The organism is Pseudomonas sp. ok272 (assembly GCF_900109995.1).
Classification (GTDB): Bacteria; Pseudomonadota; Gammaproteobacteria; order Pseudomonadales; family Pseudomonadaceae; genus Aquipseudomonas.
On sequence record NZ_FOCB01000002.1, the window covers coordinates 195,216 to 218,843 of the forward strand.

Annotated in this window: 18 protein-coding genes, 2 tRNA genes and 4 pseudogenes; 10 read left to right on the forward strand and 14 right to left on the reverse strand. The window is 60.3% G+C overall.

The features are described 5' to 3' along the window. Positions 1-84: 84 nt before the first annotated feature. Positions 85-303 carry a hypothetical protein gene (locus BMW74_RS24590; protein ID WP_139208364.1) on the forward strand — a complete coding sequence of 73 codons (219 nt, stop codon included), beginning with the start codon at positions 85-87 and terminating at the stop codon, positions 301-303. 286 nt (positions 304-589) lie between these two features. Here BMW74_RS24590 and BMW74_RS03730 read toward each other — a convergent pair. The 3 genes from BMW74_RS03730 to BMW74_RS03740 all read right to left on the reverse strand — a co-directional run bounded on the left by BMW74_RS03730 (position 590) and on the right by BMW74_RS03740 (position 4,861). After that, a tRNA-Leu gene (locus BMW74_RS03730) sits at positions 590-674 on the reverse strand. Positions 675-1,030: 356 nt separating this feature from the next. Then, the gene (locus BMW74_RS03735) at positions 1,031-2,668 is read right to left on the reverse strand and encodes a methyl-accepting chemotaxis protein (protein WP_093413858.1); all 1,638 of its coding nucleotides are present in this window, start codon (positions 2,666-2,668) and stop codon (positions 1,031-1,033) included. Between the two features lie 450 nt (positions 2,669-3,118). After that, positions 3,119-4,861: an amidohydrolase gene (locus tag BMW74_RS03740; protein WP_093413861.1), complete on the reverse strand. Its 1,743-nt coding sequence runs from the start codon at positions 4,859-4,861 to the stop codon at positions 3,119-3,121. A gap of 485 nt (positions 4,862-5,346) precedes the next feature. On the opposite strand from BMW74_RS03740, the gene BMW74_RS03745 reads away from it, so the two are divergent. After that, positions 5,347-5,895 (forward strand): cytochrome b, encoded by a 549-nt coding sequence (locus tag BMW74_RS03745; RefSeq protein ID WP_093413864.1) that lies wholly within the window; start codon positions 5,347-5,349, stop codon positions 5,893-5,895. Positions 5,896-6,023: 128 nt separating this feature from the next. Here the strand turns inward: BMW74_RS03745 and BMW74_RS03750 are convergent. From BMW74_RS03750 to BMW74_RS25650, 3 genes and pseudogenes are all read right to left on the reverse strand, one after another. Next, a pseudogene (locus tag BMW74_RS03750) lies at positions 6,024-6,272 on the reverse strand (potassium transporter Kup); the annotation flags it as partial. Positions 6,273-6,437: 165 nt separating this feature from the next. Next, positions 6,438-7,316 carry an N-acetylmuramoyl-L-alanine amidase gene (locus BMW74_RS03755; RefSeq protein ID WP_093413867.1) on the reverse strand — a complete coding sequence of 293 codons (879 nt, stop codon included), beginning with the start codon at positions 7,314-7,316 and terminating at the stop codon, positions 6,438-6,440. Between the two features lie 287 nt (positions 7,317-7,603). After that, positions 7,604-7,705 (reverse strand): annotated as a pseudogene (locus BMW74_RS25650) (IS5/IS1182 family transposase); the annotation flags it as partial. Between the two features lie 667 nt (positions 7,706-8,372). Here BMW74_RS25650 and BMW74_RS03760 point away from each other — a divergent pair. Together BMW74_RS03760 and BMW74_RS25380 are read left to right on the forward strand one after the other, a co-directional pair. Next, positions 8,373-9,227 (forward strand): annotated as a pseudogene (locus BMW74_RS03760) (universal stress protein); the annotation flags it as partial. Positions 9,228-9,393: 166 nt separating this feature from the next. Further along, positions 9,394-9,549, forward strand: a pseudogene (locus BMW74_RS25380) (integrase); the annotation flags it as partial. Between the two features lie 100 nt (positions 9,550-9,649). On the opposite strand, the gene BMW74_RS03770 reads toward BMW74_RS25380, so the two are convergent. The 5 genes from BMW74_RS03770 to BMW74_RS03790 all read right to left on the reverse strand — a co-directional run bounded on the left by BMW74_RS03770 (position 9,650) and on the right by BMW74_RS03790 (position 14,298). After that, positions 9,650-9,723, reverse strand: a tRNA-Cys gene (locus BMW74_RS03770). A gap of 194 nt (positions 9,724-9,917) precedes the next feature. Continuing rightward, positions 9,918-11,264, reverse strand: a complete 1,347-nt coding sequence (locus tag BMW74_RS03775; RefSeq protein WP_093413873.1) for a glutamine synthetase family protein — start codon at positions 11,262-11,264, stop codon at positions 9,918-9,920. Between the two features lie 23 nt (positions 11,265-11,287). Beyond that, entirely contained in the window at positions 11,288-11,845 is a 558-nt protein-coding gene (locus BMW74_RS03780) for a helix-turn-helix domain-containing protein (protein ID WP_093413876.1), read from the reverse strand. A 25-nt stretch (positions 11,846-11,870) separates the two neighbouring features. Next, complete coding sequence (locus tag BMW74_RS03785) at positions 11,871-13,160, reverse strand: NAD(P)/FAD-dependent oxidoreductase (protein WP_093413879.1); 1,290 nt, start codon at positions 13,158-13,160, stop codon at positions 11,871-11,873. A 103-nt stretch (positions 13,161-13,263) separates the two neighbouring features. Then, positions 13,264-14,298: an AraC family transcriptional regulator gene (locus BMW74_RS03790; RefSeq protein ID WP_093413882.1), complete on the reverse strand. Its 1,035-nt coding sequence runs from the start codon at positions 14,296-14,298 to the stop codon at positions 13,264-13,266. A 289-nt stretch (positions 14,299-14,587) separates the two neighbouring features. On the opposite strand from BMW74_RS03790, the gene BMW74_RS03795 reads away from it, so the two are divergent. From BMW74_RS03795 to BMW74_RS03810, 4 genes are all read left to right on the forward strand, one after another. Next, positions 14,588-15,772: an acetyl-CoA C-acyltransferase family protein gene (locus BMW74_RS03795; RefSeq protein ID WP_093413885.1), complete on the forward strand. Its 1,185-nt coding sequence runs from the start codon at positions 14,588-14,590 to the stop codon at positions 15,770-15,772. Between the two features lie 14 nt (positions 15,773-15,786). After that, positions 15,787-16,638, forward strand: coding sequence for a 3-hydroxybutyryl-CoA dehydrogenase (locus BMW74_RS03800; protein ID WP_093414815.1), 852 nt, complete (start codon positions 15,787-15,789; stop codon positions 16,636-16,638). Continuing rightward, a complete protein-coding gene (locus tag BMW74_RS03805) occupies positions 16,631-17,230 on the forward strand; it encodes a TetR/AcrR family transcriptional regulator (RefSeq protein WP_093413887.1) in 600 nt (199 codons plus the stop codon). The genes BMW74_RS03800 and BMW74_RS03805 overlap by 8 nt, the downstream gene beginning before the upstream one ends. A gap of 477 nt (positions 17,231-17,707) precedes the next feature. Next, positions 17,708-18,991, forward strand: a complete 1,284-nt coding sequence (locus tag BMW74_RS03810; protein ID WP_093413889.1) for an NAD(P)/FAD-dependent oxidoreductase — start codon at positions 17,708-17,710, stop codon at positions 18,989-18,991. A 36-nt stretch (positions 18,992-19,027) separates the two neighbouring features. Here BMW74_RS03810 and BMW74_RS03815 read toward each other — a convergent pair whose 3' ends face one another. Further along, positions 19,028-20,362, reverse strand: a complete 1,335-nt coding sequence (locus BMW74_RS03815; protein WP_093414819.1) for an MFS transporter — start codon at positions 20,360-20,362, stop codon at positions 19,028-19,030. Between the two features lie 177 nt (positions 20,363-20,539). Between BMW74_RS03815 and BMW74_RS03820 the strand changes: the two genes are divergently transcribed. Further along, positions 20,540-21,442 (forward strand): LysR family transcriptional regulator, encoded by a 903-nt coding sequence (locus BMW74_RS03820; protein WP_093413892.1) that lies wholly within the window; start codon positions 20,540-20,542, stop codon positions 21,440-21,442. 18 nt (positions 21,443-21,460) lie between these two features. Here BMW74_RS03820 and BMW74_RS03825 read toward each other — a convergent pair whose 3' ends face one another. Beyond that, a complete protein-coding gene (locus BMW74_RS03825) occupies positions 21,461-21,841 on the reverse strand; it encodes a RidA family protein (protein WP_093413895.1) in 381 nt (126 codons plus the stop codon). Between the two features lie 142 nt (positions 21,842-21,983). Here BMW74_RS03825 and BMW74_RS03830 point away from each other — a divergent pair, with 142 nt between their 5' ends. Next, the gene (locus BMW74_RS03830) at positions 21,984-22,304 is read left to right on the forward strand and encodes an isochorismate lyase (RefSeq protein ID WP_093413897.1); all 321 of its coding nucleotides are present in this window, start codon (positions 21,984-21,986) and stop codon (positions 22,302-22,304) included. Positions 22,305-22,428: 124 nt separating this feature from the next. Here BMW74_RS03830 and BMW74_RS03835 read toward each other — a convergent pair whose 3' ends face one another. Next, the gene (locus tag BMW74_RS03835) at positions 22,429-23,529 is read right to left on the reverse strand and encodes a polyamine ABC transporter substrate-binding protein (RefSeq protein ID WP_093413900.1); all 1,101 of its coding nucleotides are present in this window, start codon (positions 23,527-23,529) and stop codon (positions 22,429-22,431) included. Positions 23,530-23,628: the final 99 nt, after the last annotated feature.

Genomic DNA, 23,628 nt, shown 5'->3' on the forward strand with positions numbered 1-23,628 from the left:
CGCCCCACACCCTCGATACCCGAACCTACGCAGAACAGGGCATTGCCGTGTCCAGAAGAAAACCTACACGTTAGAAAGAGGTCGATGAACCCTATACCTCAATGCGAGCAGTTGGCCAAAGTCGCAGCTTTAATTCCAGCCTGGCAATCAGGTTCATCGACCATTGCCCAGCGCAATGTTGGGCCGTTTCCATTTGAGCAAATGGAGATGCATTGGCGCGCTCCAATTCAACTTGTGTCCTTCAGTGCCGAAGCCGCGCAAATGGACACTTATCAAAATTGCATCAAGAATTCCAACAACTAATTAATCTAACTTTATTCAAAACAGAAATATTCCGCTAAACCATTGTAAGCGCAGAAGAAGTTTAAGAGTCGAGCGTGCATGCGCAACTGCACTCACCCGCCATCCACACCGAGCGATCCGTGATGACTTTCACGCCCGAAAAGCCAGGGCTCGACATCGCGCGCTGTGCAAAGGCATGAAGGTGCCCCAACCAAATGACCGGCCGCGACGGATTGCGGAAAGAGTTATTTCCTAAGAAAAAACAAAAGGGCCTTCGCGATACAATCGCGCAGGCCCTTGATATGTTTGGTGCCCCGAGCCGGAATCGAACCGGCACGCCCTGCGGCGGCAGATTTTAAGTCTGATGTGTCTACCAATTTCACCATCGGGGCATGGGAAATGCAAAAACAGGCGCTGATTTAACCCTAAAACAAATCCAGAATCAATCACTTAGGAAATGAGTCACCCCTTACGGCCAGGAAAATCAATTTTACCAAGTCCGCGCTGAACGATCTGACGTGCTCGGAAGACAAATCCGACATTGTGGTGTACGACACCGAAGCCAAGGGCCTCGCCGCACGGTCAACAACGGCTGGTGGTAAAACATTTTTCGTAGTGCGCAAAATCCAGGGGTGATTCATTCAGTGCAACAAAACGGTCGCGTTCTAAGGTGTTGAGCCGACCAGCTTTCGCTCTACCTGCCAACAATGTGGGTGATATTCAAACGCGCCGCAGATCATGACGTTTCTCAGACCTTGAATCGCGCCACAATGCCATTAAGATCCACTGCCAGGCGCGACAACTCTTGGCTGGCAGCGCTGGTCTGGTTGGCGCCAGCCGAGCTTTGCAGCGATAGATCGCGGATGTTCATCAGGTTGCGATCCACTTCACGAGCCACCTGGGCCTGCTCTTCTGAGGCGCTGGCGATCACCATGTTGCGCTCGTTAATCTCTGCGATCGCCACCGCGATTTCGTCCAGCGCCCTCCCTGCGGCCTCGGCCACGTCCAGGGTGCTACGCGCCAGAGTGTTGCTGCGCTGCATTGAGCTGACCGCCTGATCGGTACCCTGCTGGATGCCACCGACCATCTGCTCGATTTCCTGCGTTGACTGCTGAGTACGGTGCGCCAGTGCCCGTACTTCGTCGGCCACCACGGCAAACCCACGCCCGGCGTCTCCAGCTCGGGCAGCTTCAATGGCCGCGTTCAGGGCCAGCAGGTTGGTTTGATCGGCGATCGAGCGAATCACGTCCAGCACCTTGCTGATGTCGCGCACCTTGCTCGCCAGGTGTTCGACTTCACCAGCAGTGACGGTCACGTCGTTGGCCAAACCGGTGATCGAGTCAACGGTATGACGCACCTGTTCGCGGCCATGTTGAGTGGTACGATCCGAAGCCTGAGAGGCTTCGGAGGTGATGACTGCATTGCGTGCCACCTCCTCCACGGCTGTAGTCATTTCATTCACCGCCGTGGCGGCCTGTTCGATTTCATCGTTCTGCTGATGCAGGCCACGAGTCGAGTCCTCGGTGACGGCAGAGAGTTCCTCCGAAGCCGAAGCTAACTGGCTGGACGAATCAGCGATGTTGTGGATGGCACTGCGCAAGTTCTGCTGCATGGTTTTAAGCGCCGCCAGCAACCGTGCGGGCTCATCCGTGCCTTCGACCTGAATGTTTTCGGTCAGGTCGCCCGTCGCCACGGTTTCAGCCACTGCCACCGCTCGCGCCAGTGGCGCGACGATGCTGCGGGTTAGCAACCAAGCCAGCACTACGGTCACCAACCCCGCCAACAACATGGCTACAATGATCCAGATACGTGAGCTCTGAAACATCGCTGCTGAAATATCCGCCTGCTTAAATGCACCGTCGCTGTTCAGCTTGACCAGTTCTGCCAGAGCGTTGCTCATATCGTCAGCGCGCTGGTTCAGTTCACCTTTGACGACCGCCAACGCTGCATCCAGCTGACCCTGGCGCGAAAGCTCCATGATTTTCTCTTGCTCGCGCAGATAAGCGTTCTCAGCGGTAATCAGCCGTTGATAAATCGCGAAATCTTCAGGTGCTTTTTCGGGTGGATCCATAAGCTCTTCATAAGCGCGAAGAGCCTTTTTCATGCTGGTTTTCAGCTCATCAATGCGCGCCACGTTCGCCTGCAGCGTCTGATCGTCACGCATCAGTAGTATCCGCAAGTTCAAGGCGCGCAGGCGCAAAAAACTCTGACTCACTTCATTGATGGCGAGAACGCTAGGAATCCACTCGTCGCTCACTACATCCGACTGCTCACTCAACTTTGACATCTGTACCAGAGTAAAACCACCCAGTACAAATACCAGTAACGCCATCAAACCAAAACCCAGAGCCGAGCGTGGTGCAATATTGAGATTACGCAAAGTCATGCCGTACCTATGAATCAAACGTATCGAGAGATACCTGGTGCAGGCTGTTGAATCGAGGTGTCACACAGCCATGCGCGATTGCCAATCAATGTATCGTCCCCTGCTCGTAAAACCTTAATAATTCAATGGGAATACGATTCATGCCGTTAAATAAATAGTCCCTCCAGAAAGAACGCATTCCGGCAAGGTCCGCTGACCTCTCACTTGGGTAGTTACCTATAAAAATCATCCATTGGCGTCGGGAGTTGAAAGCGATGCCGAACGTGCCGATGCAAGAATGCCCCACCGCCTAATCGGCACAAACCCAGCACAGGTAATGGCTCACGAGGAATCAGACTGGGCCAGTGAAATGTCAACAACTGGGTCAATTGAGCATTGGCGTCAACAGCACTCAGGCATGAGAATGCCTACGCCGCACAGAGGCGGCGTTAGACGTTTTTCATCGCGTTATCAGGCGTCGTGCGCGTAAACCGGCTTACCAGCGAAGAAAGTTTTCAAGACCCTGGTCTCGGACAACTGGTCATCGCTGACGTTGAAGACATCGCGATCGAGGATGATCATATCTGCCTGTTTACCGGGCTCCATAGAGCCTATCTGATGCTCTAGGCGCAGGGTCTTGGCAGCGTTGATCGTGTAGGCATAGAACATGGTCTGGCGATCAAGGCTCTCCTTAGCGTTAAGCACCCCCAATGGGCCTTTTCGGGTACTGGCCTGAGCAATGGCGCGCCATGGGTTGGGGCTCGACACTGGCCAATCGCTGCCACCCGCGATCGTTGCACCCGCGTCATGTAAGGATTTAGCAGGGTATTGGTAACCGTAGGCAAACGCGCTGATATAAGGCTTAACCAGTTCTTCGGTGTAACTCTCGCCGGTGGCCCACAGCAGTTGCATGGATGCGATGACCCCCAGTTGTTTGAAACGTGGGAAGTCTTCGGGATTGACCAATTGCAAGTGCGCAATGCTATGGGCTACAGGCGTTGGATTGAGCTTGCGCGCATATTCAAAGCCATTGAGCACCTCACGTACGGCACGGTCGCCGTCTGCATGTGCATGCACGATCCAGTTGCGTTTTTCCACCGCCACCACCAACTCGCCAAAACGCTTCGGATCGATCAGCAATTGACCCGTTTTATGACTGTTCGTGTAGGGGACGATGACCGCTGCGGTCTGCCCTGGAAACTCCAGAATGCCATCGGCAAAGATCTTGATGCCGGGGAATGTCAGGTTGGGCACACCTTCGAATTTTTTCATCACCTTGGCCAGGACTTCCAAGTCGGCCGGCTTGCTTTTGGAGTTGGTCAGCAACAAGGCGGCGACGTGGGCACTGAGTTCGCCTTTCTCGGCCAACTCACGGTAGAACGGTAGTACGCCGTAACTCTGCTCCGTTGCCGTAAAATCGAACAGTGAGTCGGTCTGACCCGCATTAGACGCGGCGTCCATCCAGCCGGTAATACCGTATCCATTATTGACTTTCACCGCTTCCCGGGCGGCCTTTATCATTGTCTCTTTGCTAGCTGAGGGAACCTCGTTTCGGACCTGATCCCAGAGAGCCTCGGCAACATAACCCGTGGGCGTGAAATCAGCTTCGTGGCCCACATAGCTGCGTTCTTTCTCTGGCAGGCTTTTTACCAGCGCAGCATCGATTTTCAGACGTTTGAGCATGGCGTTGTTGGCCCAGCCGGTATGACCGTCAATACCGCTCAGAACCATCGGCTGGTCGGCCCAACGGCCCTGATTGAAGCGCCGGCCCAGTTCGCGACTTTGTTCCCAATAGGCCGAGCTGACACCAGCAATGGTGATCACGTCCCCGGATCTCGCGTTGCCCGCTTTATCCTGTTTGATGATCCATTGCTCAAGCTCGGGCAACGGCTTAACTTCGTCCAGCAGATTGGCTCGCAGGCTATCGAAGGCTGCCATCACCGGATGGCTGTGAGTATCAATCATACCCGGCATCAAAACCTTGCCGCCAAGATCGATCCGTTGAGTTTTATCATCCGCCAGCGCGTTGATCTGCGCATCGGTACCGACTTGAAAGATTTTGCCGTTTTCCACCGCTACGGCTTGAACAAGGCCTTGACCGGGAACACCGGTAAAAACCTTGCCATTGGTGAGTACCAGATCGACAGCGGCCATGACGTGCAGCGAGGTGCAGGCCAGTGCAGCGGCCAACATACTTGGAATAAATCGTTGCATTAGAAACCTTTATTGATTCTATTAGGCTAACTACGAGATGAGTGAGTCCTCGCTACGCAGCGATATGCGCGTTTTTTTTGTTAGCTCAGAAATTGCATTCGTCATGGTGAGTAATGTTCAGGACAAAAAAGTGCCCCGCCCTCTGAACCGTACAAATCCTTGATATATAACGGGTAAACGATACAGAGCGCAGGCGTCGCATGGACCTCTACAAATGAGGAGGGTGAGGCGATTAGTTGGAAACTCAGGCCGCCGCACTCAATCGCGGCGCGCAGAGGCGGACGCTGTTTGCGCGGCGTTGAATACACCAATCGTTCCGCCAGCTTCTATGCCCCTCTCCAGTCCAGCAATCCAGTTCCTGGAACTTACTACCTCCGCCATGTTTGCGCACCGCATCAACAATTAAGGCTGGCTTAAGCTGGCCCGCTCACTATCCAGCCCTTCCCCGCCCCCCCGGCGGACTCAGCGCTAACAAGGAAACCGCGATGACCTGGAAAAATACCGAATCCCGCTATGGCAGCCTCAGCATCGCCCTGCACTGGCTGATGCTGGTAATGATTGCCGGCCTGTATGCCTGCATCGAACTGAAGGGCAACTTTCCCAAGGGCAGCGACACCCGCGAGCTGCTCAAACAGTGGCACTTCATGCTCGGGCTCGGGGTTTTCGCGCTGGTCTGGCTGCGCCTGTTCGCCCGCTTGATCGCCCCGACGCCAAACATCAAACCGGCACCACAAGGCTGGCAGCAAGCCCTCGGCAAGCTCATGCACCTGGCGCTCTACGCCCTGATGATCGGTGCGCCGCTGGCCGGTTGGTTGGTACTCAGCGCGGCCGACAAGCCGATTCCGTTTTTTGGCCTGGAACTGCCCGCACTGATCGGCAAGAACCCGCCGCTGGCCGGCGAGATCAAGGAATGGCACGAGCTGGCCGGCGTCGTCGGCTACTGGTTGATCGGCCTGCACGCCGCTGCCGCCCTGTTCCACCACTTCATCAGCCGCGACAACACCGTCGTGCGCATGCTCCCCGGTCGCGACTAAGCCGCCTGCGGCCTAGCAGTGGATGTCTGTAGGAGCCCGCTTGCTGGCGAAAGCTCTGCAACAAAAGGCATCGCCAGCTTGCTGGCTCCTACAAAAGCCCGACGCCCAACGAATCGCAAAGGCGGCACTCAAATTACCACCTGGGTTCCCAGCTCTATCACCCGGTTCAACGGCAGGTTGAAGAAGCGCAGGTTGCTGTTGGCGTTCTTCAATAGACAGGCGAACAAGCCCTCGCGCCAGCGCGCCATGCCGATCCGCTTGGTCGAGATCACTGTCTCGCGGCTGAGGACGTAGGTGCAGCGCATCGGGCTGAAATCCAGCCCGTCCAGGTGACACAGACCCAGCGCCGCCGGCACGTCCATAAAGCCGAAATGCAGTGCCTTTAACTGCCGCGCCTAACGCGACCGTTCATCGTCCGGTTTAGCGTGGCAACTTGACCAGTAGAGGAACAGGGTGAAAATGGGCGCAAGGTCACACTAGCTACGAGGTACCTGTCATGCTGTGCATGCGTAGCGTCCTGAGTTTCTCTGGGAGTAGTGAGATCAGTAGCGATTGCCCGTGTAGCGGACATCCCAGTCCTCGGGAATTGTCCGCCCATTACCCACGGTGAATGCTGCTCCTCCATCAGACAGCCCCAATGTGTTTTGGGCCCACAAGCCTACGGTCTGCCAGATCAGCGAGCCCGGATCAGACTGTCGGTCCTTACTGGATTGCCGATGTGGATGAATGTGGGTCACCATTCCGCCATTAGCCGCCACTGTGTTCGCGATCCACTGGACGGTCGCCTTAACAGCGTCAGCCTGTAAAGTGGGCAAATCCATAGGTTGCCTAGGAGTGGCCAGCCCCTTGGGTTGCCACAGCGTTTTGGGCTGCCCCTCGATACCTGCATACCATCCATCTATCTCGATGCCGACACTGGACCGGTTGAGTCCGTTCGCGTGGTTGCAAATTTCGGTCAGGTCATAGAGCTGAATGACCTTGCCAGCCCGAGTGATACAGAAGTGAATGGGGACGCTATGCCATCTAGCGGGTTTTTCACCAATGTTGCTTGCCGTCTGATGCAGGACCACCGCCGTAATCTTCGACCAGAGCCGGTACGGTGTGCTTACAGAGCGTCCCGCATGCGGGTGGTTGGCTCGCTCATCGATGATGTTCGAGGTGGACCCACCCTGATTCAAAGCCGCAAAAGCCACGTCGAGGGCTGCAGAGCCAGCAGGCGTGATGGCCTTCGGTTGCTCATCCGTAGCGGCACGGAGCCCCCGTGATACCAGGAAGGCGCCGTAAGCGGACAGGGTCTCATCACCCAACACCCCGTCGGCACCAAAGCGCGGTAGGCCATACCCCAGCGCAATAAGCTGCTGCTGCGCAATGGCGACGTATGGATCTTCGGAACCTTTCTTCAGAGGCGCTTGAACGGACATGATGGTCTCCTGGGGTTGATGGACAGCAGAGTACCGCCCACCCGACGCAGCTCGTCAGACTGCTCAGGGCAGCTGCAGTCCCACCCTATCGGGCCGAACATCACGGCCAGATAGGGTGGGACTCAGTCGTCAACCAGCAAACGCTCACTTAAATCCTATTAACTCCAGCAGTGAGGAGAACAACTGGTGTCCAGCCTACGGGGCTTCATTGCGTATTTTGATGCTAGTAGACGATGAGTCATGCGACAAGACCAAGAAGGTTTATCGCTGCGTGGGTGCCATCGTCAAACCAACAAAATAATCCGCACATGCGGAATCACCACCTGATCCATCACAATCAGGAAACGTTCCCGACGAGTTTGCTTGCGTTTTTCGGCATGCCCGACATCGAAAGGTAATCTACTTCAGCCTCTCGGCCAGCGAGACAGTATTTATCATCAGATCGAATGAGGCTAATTCAGAGTTCCGTTATATTAAAATAAACTAATTCAGACGACCAACTACCTAAGCGTTAAGCTGGATAGTCACCATACTTAGCGATCGAGTTTAGCGAGCAAAAAAGCACCCGCAGAGAGCAACTCGATTCATTCCACTCAGGTCGGAGCATCCACCTAAGTGTCGTACTTTCGCGGGCATTAGACGCAAATAAGCATGGCATTGTTAGCGGCAGGAACTCACGCGCCTGCTTTGCCAGTAAGGTAACCAGCAAGAAGTAATGTAGTACATCCGGCACCAAGTGTACCGACCACGTTACAACTCAATATAGATGCAGTGAAACAATAGCGCCAGCGCAATGGAGTCAACTTGCGCAGTTGCATGAACGATCAGCATCCGTTGCGATCATTAACACCAGCTCGATTCAGCCTTAATAATCGGAATGAGCGGACATAATTCTATTTTAGCTGTCGCGTGCATGATGTCGGTAAGTGAGCTTCCGGTTGACGAGCGGGCAAGGGTTGGCCAGCAACACGTACAACCCGCCCGAAGGGGCATAGGCCAAGTGCGCCCGTGCCGCCGCCTTACACAAAAACTGTACTCACGCACAGGAAGACACTCATGCACACCATTCGCAACACCTTGGTGGTGGTGGATTCGCAGCAGCCCATGAACCTGACCCTCAATAGAGCGAAAATGATTGCCAGCACCACCCAGTCGCACCTGCATCTGCTGACCTGCGACAAGGGGCAGCACAATTGCTCCTACATGAACGACATGCAAGACGGCTTGGTACAAGAAGGTTATAGCGTCAGCGCCCAGCAAGCCTGGCATGGGAGTTCACACAAGACCATCATTGCCACCCAGCGGTCGGAAGGTTGTGGCCTGGTGATCAAGCAACACCTGCCGGACACCCCGCTGATGAAGGCCCTTCTCACCCCCGAGGACTGGAAGCTACTGCGATACTGCCCCTGCCCGGTGCTTATAGTAAAAACCGCAAGACCATGGGCCGGAGGCACCATTCTCGCGGCCATCGATGCTGGCAGCAGTGACATGGAGCACCGCGTCCTGCATTCCGGCATCGTCAGCCACGGCTACGACATCGCCACACTGGCCGGCGGCACACTCCACATGCTCAGCGCCCACCCCTACCCCATGCTATCGGCGACCGACTCCGTATTCCAACTCAAAGAGAGCATTCAGGCTCTCTATCGCGAACTGTGCAAGACATTCCAGGCCGAATTCGACGTCAGCGACGAGTGCCTGCATATCGAGGAAGGTCCTGCCGATGTGCTGATCCCCTACATCGCGCACAAGCTCGAAGCTGTGCTCACGGTGATCGGTAGCGTGGCCCGCGTCGGGCTGTCCGGCGTGTTGATCGGCAATACCGCCGAGATGATTCTGGACACCCTAGACAGTGACGTACTGGTGCTCAAACCGCACGACATCATTGCCCACCTGGAGGAACTGGCCGCCCCATCACCCAATACATCGGCAGATACCGCGACATCCTCTTGGCCGTATAACCACCATAACCATCGGCCACATGCATCGAAGTTAGTCGCCATCGAGGCCGAGCTTGAAGACCTGAACAATGATCTTCCGCTCGGCAAACAGGTCGGTGCGGCCGGCCACAACCGCGATGATTCGTCAGTTTCGGTTCCGCGATATCAGACCAAAGGCCGCCACTGAAATTGAGGACATTGCGGATGCAAGCGCCCTGCTTGGACACTCAACTCAAGAGATGACAAAAAAGGTTTATCGACGCTTGGGCGCCATTGTCAAACCCAAAAAATAATCCGCAGATGCGGAACACATCCTAAAAATTGCGGAACACTTAACTTTTTTACAGCCAATAAAAAACCCCGTAACTCATTGAGCTACGGGGTTTTTAAGAGTGGAGGCCGAGGTCGGAATCGAACCGGCGTAGGTGGATTTGCAATCCACTGCATAACCATTTTGCTACTCGGCCTCAAATGTCGGACGCCTTAAAAACAGCATCGAACACATACAAACTGGAGAAAGAATCTAGATTTTCATCTACATCCAACCCTTTGATATTTAAAGGGTTTTTCTCTTTCCCTAAGCGGGAATGGACGCAATTCTGGACTGCTTCCCCAGGCATGTCAAGAACGAGTCGTAAAAATCTTTGTGCCGCTGGCGCCTTTATAGATACCAGCGGTACTCCCGGGCCGTGATTTCCTGCATGAAGGCCAGGTGGTCCTGGCGTTTGTTCTCGCAGTACACATCAACGAACTCTGCCCCCAGCCCTTCGCGCAGTTGCGGCTGGTGCTGCATGGCACGCACGGCGTCGAGCATTTCCACTGGGAAGTCGATACCGCTATTGCGGTCTTCGTTGAGTGGGGTGATCGGTTCGCGGCCCGCTTCCAGGCCCTGCTCCACGCCCACCAGGATCGCGGCCAGCACCAGGTAGGGGTTGGCGTCGGCGCCGGCCAGGCGGTGTTCGATGCGCAGGTTCTTGGTATCGGACTCGGGAATGCGTACACACGCGTCGCGATCCTCAAAACCCCAGCTGGCGCGTGTTGCCGCATTCACCGTACCGCCCAGGCGGCGGAAGGCGTTCTGGTTCGGCGCGAAGATGGGCATGCAATGGGGCAGCAGTTCCAGGCAGCCGGCCACTGCATGTCGCAACGCTTGCTGGTGGTTGGCGGCCAGCAGGTTGTGGCCTTCGCTATCGTAGAGACTGACGTGCACGTGCATGCCGCTGCCGGGGTGTTGCAAATACGGCTTGGCCATGAAGCTGGCCCGATAGCCGTGTTTGAGCGCGACGCCCCGGGTGCTGCGGCAGAACAACGCGGCCCAGTCGGCGGCTTGCAGGCCATCCTTGAGGTGGCCGAAGTTGATCTCGAACTGGCCAGGTCCAAGTTCAGCGGTGATCACCGTGGTGTCGATGCCCTGGATTCGCGCAGCTTCGACCATTTCATCGAGCACGGGGGCGAAACGCGACAGGCGCTCGATGTGCATGTTCGGCTGATCATCCGCATCGTCCGACAGCTCATCGCGAGGGAACTGTGGCAGGCCATCACGTAGTTTTTTGTCGAACAGGTAAAACTCCAGCTCGAACGCTACCACCGGGTGAATACCCTTGCGCCGCAAGCGCTCCAGCACCTGCGCCAACACTTCGCGTGGCTCAAAGCAGATGGGTTTGGCGGTGCCATCGGAGGTGATCAGCATCTGCCCCAGCGGTTGGGCTTCCCAGGTCACCGGTTTGAGCGTACCCGGTACCAGGCGCCGCACCGCATCCGGGTCGCCGTCGCTGAAGCAATAGTCGCCGATCTTGAACAACCCGCCTTGCACCCCCAGCAGCACGCAGTTCTGTGGCAACTTCAGCGCGCTGCCGGCCGCGACCTTTTCCAGCATGTCGATGGGATAGCGCTTGCCATAGAAGTGCCCCGGGATGTCCAGGGAGATAAGGTCGACATAACGCACCTCGGGGTAGCGTTGGCGAAAAGCCCGTACTTCGGCCAGCAGATCAGAGCAGGCAGCATCCATCATCAAAGTTCCCGTTGTTGTTATCAGGTGTAAACCCACAGCACGCGTGTGAGTTGATCCGTGAGGTTGCCGTAGCGACAGCGCGTGTGGCTGTCGAATTGGAAGCTGTCACCGGCCTTCAGCGCGACCGGTTCAGTGTCGTCACCCAGCCACAGCGACAGCTCGCCTTCAAGCACATAACCGCCCTGCTCCGAACTGTCGGTCAGGTGCCGTTCGCCGCTGCTGGCGCCGGGTTCCAGCAGGCTTTCCAGCATGGAGAACGAGGCGCGGATCTTCGGCGAGACCAGAATGTCGGTGATGCCATTGGCGAAGAACAGCGTGCGGCGCTCGTCGGGACGCGTGACCCAGGGCAGCACCTTGGGTTTGGGCAGGCTGTAGAAGTAAGTGGTTGGCACACCCAGGGTTTCGCTAATGGCCGTGAGGTCTGCCACCGTGGGTCGCGACAGTCCACGCTCGACTTGGGATAGAAAACCCACCGAGCGGCCGATTTTGTCGGCCAGGTCCTTGAGGGTGTATTTCTTGTGCTTGCGCAGGTCGTGGATCAGGATCGCCAGCGCCGCGATTTCTTCTTGCTTGTTCATGCCAGGGATTCCGTTTGATGAGGCATCAAAGACTGTCGCGCAGTCGGTACCAGGCCTTGCCGATGGCTTCCAGTGGCGCGGCAAAGTGCTTGCCGCCGGGGAAGCGGTCATTGCTCAGCCCCTCATACAAGGCCAACTCATCCGCCTGGCCGAGAATCGCATCCGAGACTGCACGGGCAGCGGCCAATGTCGGTAACACGCCGTGCCCGGAATAGCCTTGCATCCAATACAGGTCGCCACGGTGGCCGATGTCGGGGGTGCGTTTGAGGGTCAGGTCGATATGCCCACCCCAGGCGAACGCCAACTCAACGCCCTTGAGCTGGGGGAACACACGCTCCAGGAACGGTCGAGTGGCCGCCGCGATGTCCTTGGGCATACCGCCCAGGTACGTGCAGCCGCCGCCGAACAGCAAGCGGTGGTCGGGGGTGCGACGGAAATAGTCGAGGACGAACTGGTTGTCGGTGACGCACACATTGCTGGGCAGCAATGCCCCGGCCTGCTCGGGTGCCAGTGGCGCCGTGGCGACCTGGTACGTACCGACCGGCAAGACACGGCGGGCCAACGCTGGATCCAGCCGATCAAGGTAGGCATTGCAGGCCAGCACCAGCACATCGGCGCGAATGCTGCCGCGTTCGGTGCGAACTACGTAGCCGTCACCTTGCTGGCGATACTCCACGGCCTTGCTTTGTTCATGGATGCACCCGCCCGCTTGCTCGATGGCCTCAGCCAGGCCCAGCGCCAGCTTCAGTGGGTTCAGGTGCCCGCCTTCGGGGTCAAACAGACCGGCCTGATAGCGCTGGCTGGCGACCCACTCGGGCAACTGTTCGCGGGGGATGAATCGCAAACCATCATGACCCCACTTGTGACTGGCCTCGTGTTGCCACTCGGTCAAGAGCTTGACCCGCCGTGGCATGACCGACGTCCACAAGTGCCCCGCGCGGTAGTCGCAATCAAAACCATGACGCCCCGGCAGCTCACGCAACTCCCGCCCTGCCCAGCGCATGCCATCCCACAGCCGCCGCGCCGACTCGTAACCCAACGCGGCCTCCAGCGGCGGCATATCGCACGACCAACCGAGAATCGCCTGGCCGCCATTACGGCCGGACGCCGCCCACGCCACGCGGCTGGCCTCCAGCAACGTCACGCGCTTGCCGGCCAGGGCCAGGCGCAGCGCCGTGTGCAAGCCGCTGAAACCGGCGCCGATGATCACCACCTCCGTGTCTTGCGCACCGATCAACGGGGCGCGATCCACCAGGCGATCAGCGCAACTGTGGGCGTAGTAGCTGGCGACGTGCCGGGTGGATTGTTGGAACATGCGGGCACCATGAAATTATGCTTTTATAATTTCATGAAAAAATACATAGATATTTTCATTAGCGCAACAGGTGATCCCTCTTCCCACTCGTCCGCGAATAGCGTTACCCCGGCTTCACCCCAACGCCTGCCCTACCCTGCAACCGCAATCGATACTGCCCCGGGCTCTCTCCGGTCCACTTTTTGAACGCACGATGGAAGGCGCTGGGCTCCTGGAAACCGATCTGCTCGGCAATCCCGGTAATGCTCGTCCTGGTCTGGCGCAACTGCTCGAACGCCACGGCGCGGCGCACTTCGTCCTTGATCTCCTGAAAGGAGCAGCCCTCACGCGTCAGCTTGCGCCGAACGGTGCTGGGGCTCAGGTGTTGTTCCAGGGCAAAGGCGTCCAGGGTTGGCCACTCGCCGTAGTGACTGCTGCGCAGGCGCTGATAGAGCTGCGAGGCCAGCCCCTGCTGATTGCGGAAGCGGATCACCAGCCACTGTGGCGCGCTGCGCAGGAACGCCTTGAGCAAAGCCAGGTCCTGGACCACCGGCAGTTGCAGCAAGCGGCTGTCGAACTCGATCTCCGTGCGCTCGGCGCCCAGGGTCAGGTTGGCGCCCCACAGCAACGAGTCGTCACTCAAGGACAAACGTTGGTGGCGAAAGTCGGCGCGGTCGATGGGAATCCGCCGCCCGCCCAGCCAACAGAGCAGGCTGATCATCAACACCATGAACGTCTCTTCGCCGTAGCGTGCCTGCTCGATGCTGTGCGCCTGGGTCTGCAAGCCGATGACCGCACGCTTGCCGCGCACCGTCAACGTGCCGCGAAAGTCGTGCAGGAACAGGCTGAAGTTGGCCAGGCACTGACGCATGGCTTTTTCCAGGGTCGGCTCCTGAATCAGCGCGCGACAGATCAGGGCAAAGGCGCCTGGCGGCATGCCGTGGGAGTCCAGTTGGAAAAACTCGTCATTCAGGTCACGGATCTGCGCCAACCACAACGCCGCAAACGCAGTCGCCGGGACGCGTGCCGCGGGCTGGTCCATCAACACCGGGTCAATCCCCACCTGTTCGAGCAGCGCGCGCAGGCGCGCCGGCTGTTCGCGCAGTGCATGAATCATCGGGTACACGAAGTAGACCGCTACCGAATCTGTTTCCCGCATGTATGGCCCATCCGCTTCATCGACTAAAACATGGCAAAAAACGCCACCCGCCTTGCGCAGTTTTGGCATAGGCCGTGAGCTCTGGCAACACTAAACTCGCGGCCATCAACCACTGTGCGGGCATCATCAAGACACCAAACCTGTGGGAGCGAGCTTGCTCGCGATAGCAACGGCACATTCAACATCAATGTTGACTGACACACCGCCATCGCGAGCAAGCTCGCTCCCACAAGGTCCGTGTTGTCACTGCGCAACCCACGAATAAGAAAACGTCCCGAGGAATTTGCCCATGAACCCTACCGACATTTATGTAGTCAGCGCCGTACGTTCTGCCATCGGCAGCTTTGGCGGCTCGCTCAAGGACGTTTCGCCCATCGACCTGGGCACCGCGGTGTGCCGCGCCGCCATCGAGCGTTCGGGCCTGGCGCCTGAACATATCGGCCACACCGTGATGGGCCACGTGATCCCCACCGAAGCCCGCGACGCGTACATTTCCCGCGTGGTCTCGATGAACGCCGGCCTGCCCAAGGAAACCCCGGCCTTCAACGTCAACCGCCTGTGCGGTTCCGGCCTGCAGGCGATTGTCAGCGCCGCGCAAAGCCTGATGCTGGGTGACGCCGGCGCCGCGCTGGCCGGTGGCGTGGAATCCATGAGCCGTGGCGCCTACCTGTTGCCGCAAGCCCGCTGGGGCGCGCGCATGGGCGATATCCAGGGCATCGACTACATGCTCGGCGCACTGCATGATCCGTTCGCCGGCATTCACATGGGCATCACCGCCGAAAACGTCGCCGCCCACTACGGTATCACCCGCGAGGCGCAGGATGCCCTGGCGCAGGTCAGCCAGCAACGCGCCGCGCGAGCCATTGCCGAAGGCCGTTTTGAAGGGCAGATCGTGCCCATCGAAATCACCACCCGCAAAGGCACTGTGACCTTCGCCACTGACGAACACGTGCGCGGTGACGTCAGCGCCGAGCAACTGCAACGCATGAAGCCGGCCTTCAAGAAGGACGGCAGTGTCACCGCCGGCAACGCCTCGGGCCTCAACGACGGTGCCGGCGCACTGATCCTGGCCACCGGTAAAGTGGTGCAGGAACAAGGCCTCAAGCCGCTGGCCCGCCTGGTGGGTTATGCCCACGCTGGCGTCGAGCCGGACATGATGGGCCTGGGCCCGATCCCCGCCACCCGCCTGGTGCTGCAACGCGCCGGGCTGACCGTGGCGGATCTGGACGTGATCGAGTCCAACGAAGCCTTCGCCGCCCAGGCCTGCGCCGTCGCCAAAGAGCTGGGTTTTAACCCCGCGAAGGTCAACCCCAACGGTTCCGGGATCTCCCTGGGCCACCCGGTGGGCGCCACCGGCGCGATCATCGCCACCAAGGCCATCCACGAACTGCAGCGCATTGGCGGCCGTTATGCGCTGGCGACCATGTGCATTGGCGGCGGCCAAGGCATCGCCGTGCTGTTCGAGCGGGCGTGATCAAGGACATGAGCATGCATCTGCAGAACATTGGCGTCATCGGCGCCGGCACCATGGGCAATGGCATCGCGCAGGTCTGCGCGCTAGCCGGCCTGGACGTCACCTTGCTGGACATCGCCGACAGCGCCTTGCAAAAGGCCCTGGCCACCGTGGCCAAGAACCTTGACCGGCAAGTCACCAAAGGCAGCCTGAGCGAAGCGCAAAAGCTCGCCGCCCTGGGCAAGATCCGCACCAGCACCGACTACGCCAGCCTCAAGGACGTGCAACTGGTGATCGAGGCCGCCACCGAGAACCTCGACCTCAAGCTCAAGGTTTTGCAGCAGATCGCCGCCCAGGTCAGCCCCGCCTGCGTGATCGCTTCCAACACCTCGTCGCTGTCGATCACGCAACTGGCCGCCAGCGTCAGCCAGCCGGAACGCTTTATCGGCCTGCACTTCTTCAACCCGGTGCCGGTGATGAAGTTGATCGAAGTGATTCGCGGCCTGCAAACCAGCGATGCAACCCACGCCCTGGCCCTGGACATGGCCCAGCGCCTGGGCAAGACCGCGATCACCGCCGGCAACCGCCCGGGGTTCGTGGTCAACCGGATCCTGGTGCCGATGATCAACGAAGCCATCCAGGTGCTCGACGAAGGCCTGGCCAGCGCCGAGGACATCGATGCCGGCATGCTGCTGGGGTGCAACCAGCCCATCGGCCCGCTGGCCCTGGCTGACCTGATTGGCCTGGACACCCTGCTGGCGATCATGCAGGCCTTCTACGACGGCTTCAACGACAGCAAGTACCGTCCCGCGCCGCTGCTCAAGGAAATGGTCGCGGCCGGTTACCTGGGGCGCAAGAGCGGGCGTGGCTTCCATGCCTATGAGTGAACGCTGCTCACGCTTTGCCGAGAGCCGCGACAAGGCCCTGGAGCTGTTCGCCAGCAAGGGCTTTGCCCAGGTCGGCATGCGTGAACTGGCCACGCACCTGGGGCTGACCCCGGGTTCGTTGTATCACCACTACCCCAGCAAGCAGCACTTGCTGGCGGACCTGATCGAAGAGTTCTACGACGAGTTGCTGGCGACCCTGGCGCGCATCGCCAGGCGTCGATCCGCGCCACCCGACAAGTTGCACACGCTGATCCACGCCCACCTCAAACTGCACCGCGACATGCCCTGGCACTACCGCCTGGTGGAGCGCGACAGCAGTTGCCTGAACGAGGACCAACAGGTCCGCGTGCAGCAGTTGCAACGCCGCTATGAGCAGACATTGATGAACCTGCTCTGCCCCGTCGTGCCAACGTCGCCCGCCGCCGGGCACGCCATCGCCAGCCTGCTCAACTGCGCCCCCAGTTGGTTGGTGCAACAACCACTGGACGCCAAGGAGCGTGATCGCCTGCTCGAAAGCCTGCTGACCGGCGCCATTGAACGCGTGCTGGGCCAGGCGCCAGGTCTGTCGGTGGTTCAGGCCAACGTGGCCTGAGGTGCTGTATCACGACGGCGCGCTGACACGCTCGCCGTCTATCTTTTGCCCTCCCCGTTTACACGCGCCCGCTTCCCTCCTACTATCCAGCCACTCTGGATGCCGCCATCGGCGCTTGCGCTGGTGGGAACACCGGTCATGAGCACATCACCACAAGAACAACAACTGAACGTGCAACCATGAAACGAATCGTCAACCTGCCCATGGCGCTGCTGCGCGCCAAACTGCGTCACTCCTCACGTCCGCCGGATATCGCCCGCGCTGCCTGAACGCACGCCTGATGCGTCGCGTTGATTCCCGTTTCATTGCCACCTGTCCAGCACTGTTCCCTTGTGGGAGCGAGCCTGCTCGCGATGGCGGGCTGTCATTCAACACTGATGTTGAATGTGCTGGCCCTATCGCGAGCAGGCTCGCTCCCACAGGTCGCGTGTGTTGACCGATTGGCATTGGCCGCACCGCCCTTATCCGGACACTGACATGACTGCACGCAGCAATTCCTATTACACCGCCACCCTCAACCACGAGACCGACTACCCGACCCTGCAAGGTCGGCACCGGGTCGACGTGGTGATCATCGGTGGCGGCTTCACCGGCGTGGCCACCGCCGTCGAGCTGGCGGAGAAAGGCCTGAAGGTGGCGATCGTCGAAAGCCACAAGATCGGTTGGGGCGCCACCGGGCGCAACGGCGGCCAGGTCACCGGCAGCCTGTCGGGCGATGAAGCCATGCGCAAACAGATGCGCCGCACTATCGGTGACGAGGTCGACGACTTCATCTGGCACCTGCGCTGGCGCGGGCACCAGATCATCCAGCAGCGCGTGGACAAGTACGGCATCGCCTGCGACCTCAAGCACGGTCACTTGCACGCGGCGTACAAACCCAGCCACATGGACGGCCTGCGCAAGGACTATGACGAAGCAGTGCGCCGTGGCATGGGCGATGAGGTCAGCCTGCTCGACCGCAGCCAGGTGCGTGACCTGCTGCAAAGCGACCTCTACCACGGGGCGATCAAGAACACCCGCAACATGCACCTGCACCCGCTCAACCTGTGCATCGGCGAGGCGCGGGCGGCCGAAAGCCTGGGCGCACTGATCTTCGAGAACAGCGAAGTGCTGGAGATCATCCACGGCGCCACGCCCGGCGTGCGCACCGCCCACGGCCAGATCGACGCCAACCAGGTGCTGCTGGCCGGCGACGTCTACCACAAGCTCGAACCCGGCAAGCTCAAGGGCAAGATCTTCCCGGCCATGGGCGGCATCGTCACCACCGCGCCCCTGGGCGACCTGGCCAAGCAGCTCAACCCAGAAGACCTGGCGGTCTACGACTGTCGCTTCGTGCTCGACTACTACCGCATGACCGCCGACGGGCGCCTGCTGTTCGGGGGCGGCGCCAACTACAGCGGCAAGGATTCACGGAACATCGCCGCCGAACTGCGCCCGTGCATCGAGCAGACCTTCCCGGCGCTCAAGGGCGTGGCCATCGATTACCAGTGGAGTTGCGCCATGGGCATCGTGATCAACCGCATCCCGCAGTTGGGCAAGCTGTCGGACAACGTCTGGTACTGCCAGGGCTACTCCGGCCACGGCATCGCCACCACCCACATCATGGGCGAGATCATGGGCCGGGCCATCACCGGCCAACTGGAGCACTACGACACCTTCGCCGCCTGCCAACACATCCGCGTGCCCATGGGCGACCTGCTGGGTAACCCGATGCTCGCCGCCGGCATGTGGTACTACCAGATGCTTGAGCGGTTGCGCTAAGCCAACGGTGGCCACAGGGATCGTGGCCAACCGGGCTCATCGACGCTTCAACTGATTGGCGCTGGCCACCGCCAGCGCCAGCGCCAACACCAGCAAGCCACACGCCAGCGCAAAGGTGCTGCGCATCCCCTGTGCCACCGCCTCGGCCGACGCCGCCGGGCCTTGCGCCCAGACAAACACCGCGCCCATGCACGACGCGCCGCTGATCAGCCCGACGTTGCGCGACAAACTGAGCATGCCCGCCACAACCCCACGCTGCGGCGCGGCAATCGCCGCCATGATCGCGGTGTTATTGGCCGCTTGGAACAGCGCGTAACCCGCCGTCAGCAATGCGATCGCGGCGAGGTATCCGATCATCCCCACGTCCATCGGCAACTGCGCCAGGGCCGCCGCGCCACACGCCATGGCGAGCAACCCCGCCACACTCATGCGCGGCGCACCCAAACGGTCCACCAGGCGGCCGGCGGGCACCCCACTGAGCGCCGCGACACACGGCCCCACCGACAGGGCAAAGCCGACCAGCCAGGCTTCAAGCCCCAATCCTCGGCCCAGGTAAAACGGCCCCACCACCAGGGTCGACATGATCACCGTCGACACCAGCATGTTCATGGCCAGGCCGCGGCTCAGCGACCGCTTGCGCAACAGCGCCAGATCAATCAGCGGCGATGCCGTGCGGCCCTGGCTCCAGACAAACAGCCCGGCGCCGCAGACCGCCGCCAGCAACCACAGCGTGTTGAACTGATCCAAGGTCATCGCCAACGCATAGGCACCCAGGCACGACGCCAACAACAGCGTGCCCCGCAGGTCGAACCCGGCACGCTGACGGCGGCGAACCGGTGGATCAGCCGGCAAGTAGCGCCAGGCCAACCCCCCGTTGATGATCCCCAGCGGCAGGTTGACCAGGAACATCGCCGGCCAGCCGGCACCCGCCATCAACACCCCACCCAGGGACGGCCCCAGCGTCGTGCCGATGGCCGACATCGTGCCCAGCAAGCCCATGGCACTGCCGGTGCGCGCCTGGGGTACGGTCTGGGCAACAAAAGCCACGGTCAGCGCGAGCATGATCGCCGCCCCCACGCCTTGCATCGCCCGGGCGGCGATCAGTGCGCCGAGCGTCGGCGCCACCGCGCACAGCAAGGAGGCCAGGGTAAAGAGGCCGATGCCAAGCAACAGCACGCGCCGCTGGCCGAGTAGATCGCCCAGGCGCCCGGCACTGACGATCAAGCTGGTGATCGCCAGCAAGTAGGCCAGGACGATCCATTGCACCAGGGCAAAGGACGCACCAAAAGCCTGGGCCAACGTCGGCAGGCCGGCATTGGCGATGCTGGTGTCCAGGGACGGCATCAGCATCGACAGCGACAGGCTGGCCATGGCCCAGCGGGTGGAGGGTGTCAGGGGAACGGGCAGTTGGGCAGTCACGAAGGCGCTCCTGGGCGTGGATCATGACCCGCAGCCTAGGCCCGTCCATGACCTGACGGAAGGCGCAGCACGTGCACTCAATACCTGCACCCAACGCCACATCGGCCAAAGCCGTGCTACCGTTGCGCCATGACCACGCCTGACCTGAACCTGTTGCTGACCCTGGACGCCCTGCTCACCGAAGGCAGCGTGGCCCGTGCCGCCGAGCGCCTGCACCTGAGCCCATCGGCCATGAGCCGGGCGCTGGCACGCTTGCGCACCACCACCGGCGACCCGCTGCTGGTGCGCGCCGGACGCGGCCTGGTGCCGACACCTCGGGCCATCGCCCTGCGCGAACAGGTCCGCCAACTGGTGCAGGACGCCCAGGCGGTGTTGCGTCCCGCCGAGCACCTGGACCTGCGTCAACTGCGCCGCACCTTCACCCTGCGCACCCGCGACGGCTTCGTCGAAACCTTCGGCCCCGCCCTGATCCAGCGCCTGCGCCGCGAAGCCCCGGGGGTGCGGCTGTACTTCGTGCCCAAACTCGACAAAAGCAGCGCGCCGCTGCGCGACGGTAGCGTCGACCTGGACACCGGCGTGGTCGCCGACAGTGCCAGCCCGGAGCTGCGCACCCGGCAGTTGTTCGAGGATCGTTTCATCGGTGTGGTGCGCAGTGCTCATCCGCTGAGCCAGGGACCGATCAGCGCGCCGGCCTACGCCGCCGGCCAGCACATCCTGGTGTCCCGCCGAGGGCTCGCCAAGGGCGTGTTGGATGAGCACCTCCAGGCCCATGGCCTGGCGCGCGACATCGTCACCCTGGTCAGCGACTTCGGCGCCGCCCTGGCCCTGGCACGAGCCACGGACCTGATTGCCACCGTGCCCGAAAGCCACACCCGCCACCTGCACGCGGGCCTGCATAGTTTTGCCCTGCCCGTGCCCGTGCCGGCGCTGAAGGTGTCGATGATCTGGCACCCGCGCATGGACGCCGACCCGGCACACCGCTGGTTGCGTGATTGTGTGCGAGCCGTGTGCGCGCAGGTGCTTGAGGGCTGAAACCGCGTTGGCGGTGGATCAGCCCTTGGCCGCCATCGCCGTGACTTCAACACGCATGCCGGCGACCGCCAATGCGGCCACGCCGACGGCGGCGCGGACTGGCCAAGGCTTGGCGAAGAAGCGCTGGTACACCTCGTTGAACGCGGCGCGCTCGCTCATGTCAGTGAGGTAGATCGTCAGGTGCAGCACCCGGTCCATCGAACTGCCGGCGCGCTCCAGCGCCACCTTGAGTGCTTGCAGGGTGCATTCGCTTTGCGCGGTGATATCGCCCAGCTCCAGGCTGCCATCGGCGCGAGTGGGGATTTGAGTGGAGACCAGCACGCCGCCGAAGCCGGCCACGTCGGAAGAAATGGAGTCCGCGTCAGGATCAGGGATAAAGGTCAGGTCGTGGTTTGCCATGGGAGTCTCTTGCTTGAGGGTGAAAACCCGAGAGTCTACCGTGCACGCGCCCGTTCGTTGCTCCATTCGCTGGAAAACTCACGGGCCTAGCCGTTAGGGTGTGGCGGCTGACCAGCCCTTTTCACCCACACGGAGTACCGACATGGACGCCCTCCACCCACGACAACCCGCCGCCTGTGAAGGCATGGCAGACATCCGCCGCGAGATCGATGCCCTGGATCACGCCGTGATCCAGCTCCTGGGCAAGCGTTTCCAGTACGTGCTGGCTGCCTCGAAGTTCAAGACTTCGGCGACCTCGGTGCGCGCACCCGAGCGCTTCGCGGCGATGTTGAGCACCCGGCGCACCTGGGCCGAGGCCGAAGGCCTGGACCCGGACGCCATCGAAAAGATGTACCGCGACCTGGTGAACCACTTCATCGAGCAAGAGCTCAAGCAGTGGCAGGCTCACCAGGGCGCGACCTGAAACCCGGCCTCAGGTGCGCAATACGGTTCACTTAAGGTCATCTCGACATTCAAACAGCCAGTGGCGAGCTCGCCACCGGCTGTTTCTTCGATATCGGGGCGTCCTTGAGTGAACAGCATTAGCCTCAGGTGCCGGACTTGATGGCGATCCAGGCCCGGGTCCGCACGCGCTCCATGTTCTGCGGCAACGGCTGCACCACGTACAAGGTTTTCAGGGCTTCGCTGGTCGGCGTCAGGTTCGGGTTGCCGGTGATGTCCTTGTTGATCAGCGGCAGCGAGTCCTTGTTGGCGTTGGGGTAGCCGAGGAAGTCGCTGATGGAGGCGATGACCTTCGGCTCCAACAGGTTGTTGAGAAACGCGTGGGCCTCGTCGACGTTCTTCGCGCTCTTAGGGATAGCAAAGGTATCAAACCAAATCGGCGCGCCGCTCTTGGGCAGGCGCCAATCGACCACCACACCGTTGCCGGCTTCCTTGGCCCGATTGCCGAACTGATAGAAGCTGCCCGAGTAACCGATGGCCACGCAAATGTCGCCGTTGGCGATGTCGGTCATGTACTTGGCGGAGTTGAAGTACGTCACATAGGGGCGAACCTTCAACAGCATCTTTTTGACCGTTTCATAGTCGGCCGGGTTCTGGCTGTTGGGGTCCAGGCCCAGGTACTGCAAGGCAATCGGGATGATCTCGGTCGGCGAGTCGAGCATCGCCACACCGCAGGACTTGAGCTTCTCCATGTTCTCGGGCTTGAACACCAGGTCCCAACTGTCCACCGGCGCGTTTTCCCCCAGCGCGGCCTTGACCTTGGCCGGGTTGAAGCCGATCAGCACGGTGCCGACCATGTACGGCACGCCGTACTGGTTGCCGGGGTCGTTCTTGGCCAACAACTTGAGCAACTCCGGGTCCTGGCGTGACCAGTTGGGCAGCTTGGACTTGTCCAGCTTCTGGAACACCTTGGCGTTGATCTGGGTTTCGAGGAACTGGTTGGACGGCACCACCAGGTCATAGCCCGAGTTACCGGTCAGCAACTTGGCTTCCAGGGACTCGTTGGTGTCGAAGGTGTCCCAGGTCAACTGGATGCCACTGTTCTTGGCGAAGTCCTTGGGTACGGACGGCAGGATGTAGTCCGCCCAGTTGTACACCCGCAGCTCTCGCTGCTCGGCCTGCACGGCGCTGGCCAGCAGCGTCAGCCCGCAAACGGTGGCGCCCAGTAGGCGTTTGATCGTGACCATGGAGTGTTCCCCAAATGTGTGGCGTGAGTTCGATGGTTTTTGTTCTGTACACGGCAGACGGCTTTCAACGATAGCCCAGGGTAAGAGGAGCAGGATCCG

Bases quoted from the DNA above. Each gene is read 5' to 3' on its own strand.
- BMW74_RS03775 (WP_093413873.1), bottom strand. From the start codon at position 11,264: ATGGATGCTGCCTGCTCTGATCTGCTGGCCGAAGTACGGGCTTTTCGC.
- BMW74_RS24590 (WP_139208364.1), top strand. From the start codon at position 85: ATGAACCCTATACCTCAATGCGAGCAGTTGGCCAAAGTCGCAGCTTTA.
- BMW74_RS03780 (WP_093413876.1), bottom strand. From the start codon at position 11,845: ATGAACAAGCAAGAAGAAATCGCGGCGCTGGCGATCCTGATCCACGAC.
- BMW74_RS03805 (WP_093413887.1), top strand. From the start codon at position 16,631: ATGAGTGAACGCTGCTCACGCTTTGCCGAGAGCCGCGACAAGGCCCTG.
- BMW74_RS03790 (WP_093413882.1), bottom strand. From the start codon at position 14,298: ATGCGGGAAACAGATTCGGTAGCGGTCTACTTCGTGTACCCGATGATT.
- BMW74_RS03755 (WP_093413867.1), bottom strand. From the start codon at position 7,316: ATGTCCGTTCAAGCGCCTCTGAAGAAAGGTTCCGAAGATCCATACGTC.
- BMW74_RS03815 (WP_093414819.1), bottom strand. From the start codon at position 20,362: ATGGCCAGCCTGTCGCTGTCGATGCTGATGCCGTCCCTGGACACCAGC.
- BMW74_RS03785 (WP_093413879.1), bottom strand. From the start codon at position 13,160: ATGTTCCAACAATCCACCCGGCACGTCGCCAGCTACTACGCCCACAGT.
- BMW74_RS03810 (WP_093413889.1), top strand. From the start codon at position 17,708: ATGACTGCACGCAGCAATTCCTATTACACCGCCACCCTCAACCACGAG.
- BMW74_RS03820 (WP_093413892.1), top strand. From the start codon at position 20,540: ATGACCACGCCTGACCTGAACCTGTTGCTGACCCTGGACGCCCTGCTC.
- BMW74_RS03835 (WP_093413900.1), bottom strand. From the start codon at position 23,529: ATGGTCACGATCAAACGCCTACTGGGCGCCACCGTTTGCGGGCTGACG.
- BMW74_RS03800 (WP_093414815.1), top strand. From the start codon at position 15,787: ATGCATCTGCAGAACATTGGCGTCATCGGCGCCGGCACCATGGGCAAT.
- BMW74_RS03825 (WP_093413895.1), bottom strand. From the start codon at position 21,841: ATGGCAAACCACGACCTGACCTTTATCCCTGATCCTGACGCGGACTCC.
- BMW74_RS03735 (WP_093413858.1), bottom strand. From the start codon at position 2,668: ATGACTTTGCGTAATCTCAATATTGCACCACGCTCGGCTCTGGGTTTT.
- BMW74_RS03740 (WP_093413861.1), bottom strand. From the start codon at position 4,861: ATGCAACGATTTATTCCAAGTATGTTGGCCGCTGCACTGGCCTGCACC.
- BMW74_RS03795 (WP_093413885.1), top strand. From the start codon at position 14,588: ATGAACCCTACCGACATTTATGTAGTCAGCGCCGTACGTTCTGCCATC.
- BMW74_RS03830 (WP_093413897.1), top strand. From the start codon at position 21,984: ATGGACGCCCTCCACCCACGACAACCCGCCGCCTGTGAAGGCATGGCA.
- BMW74_RS03745 (WP_093413864.1), top strand. From the start codon at position 5,347: ATGACCTGGAAAAATACCGAATCCCGCTATGGCAGCCTCAGCATCGCC.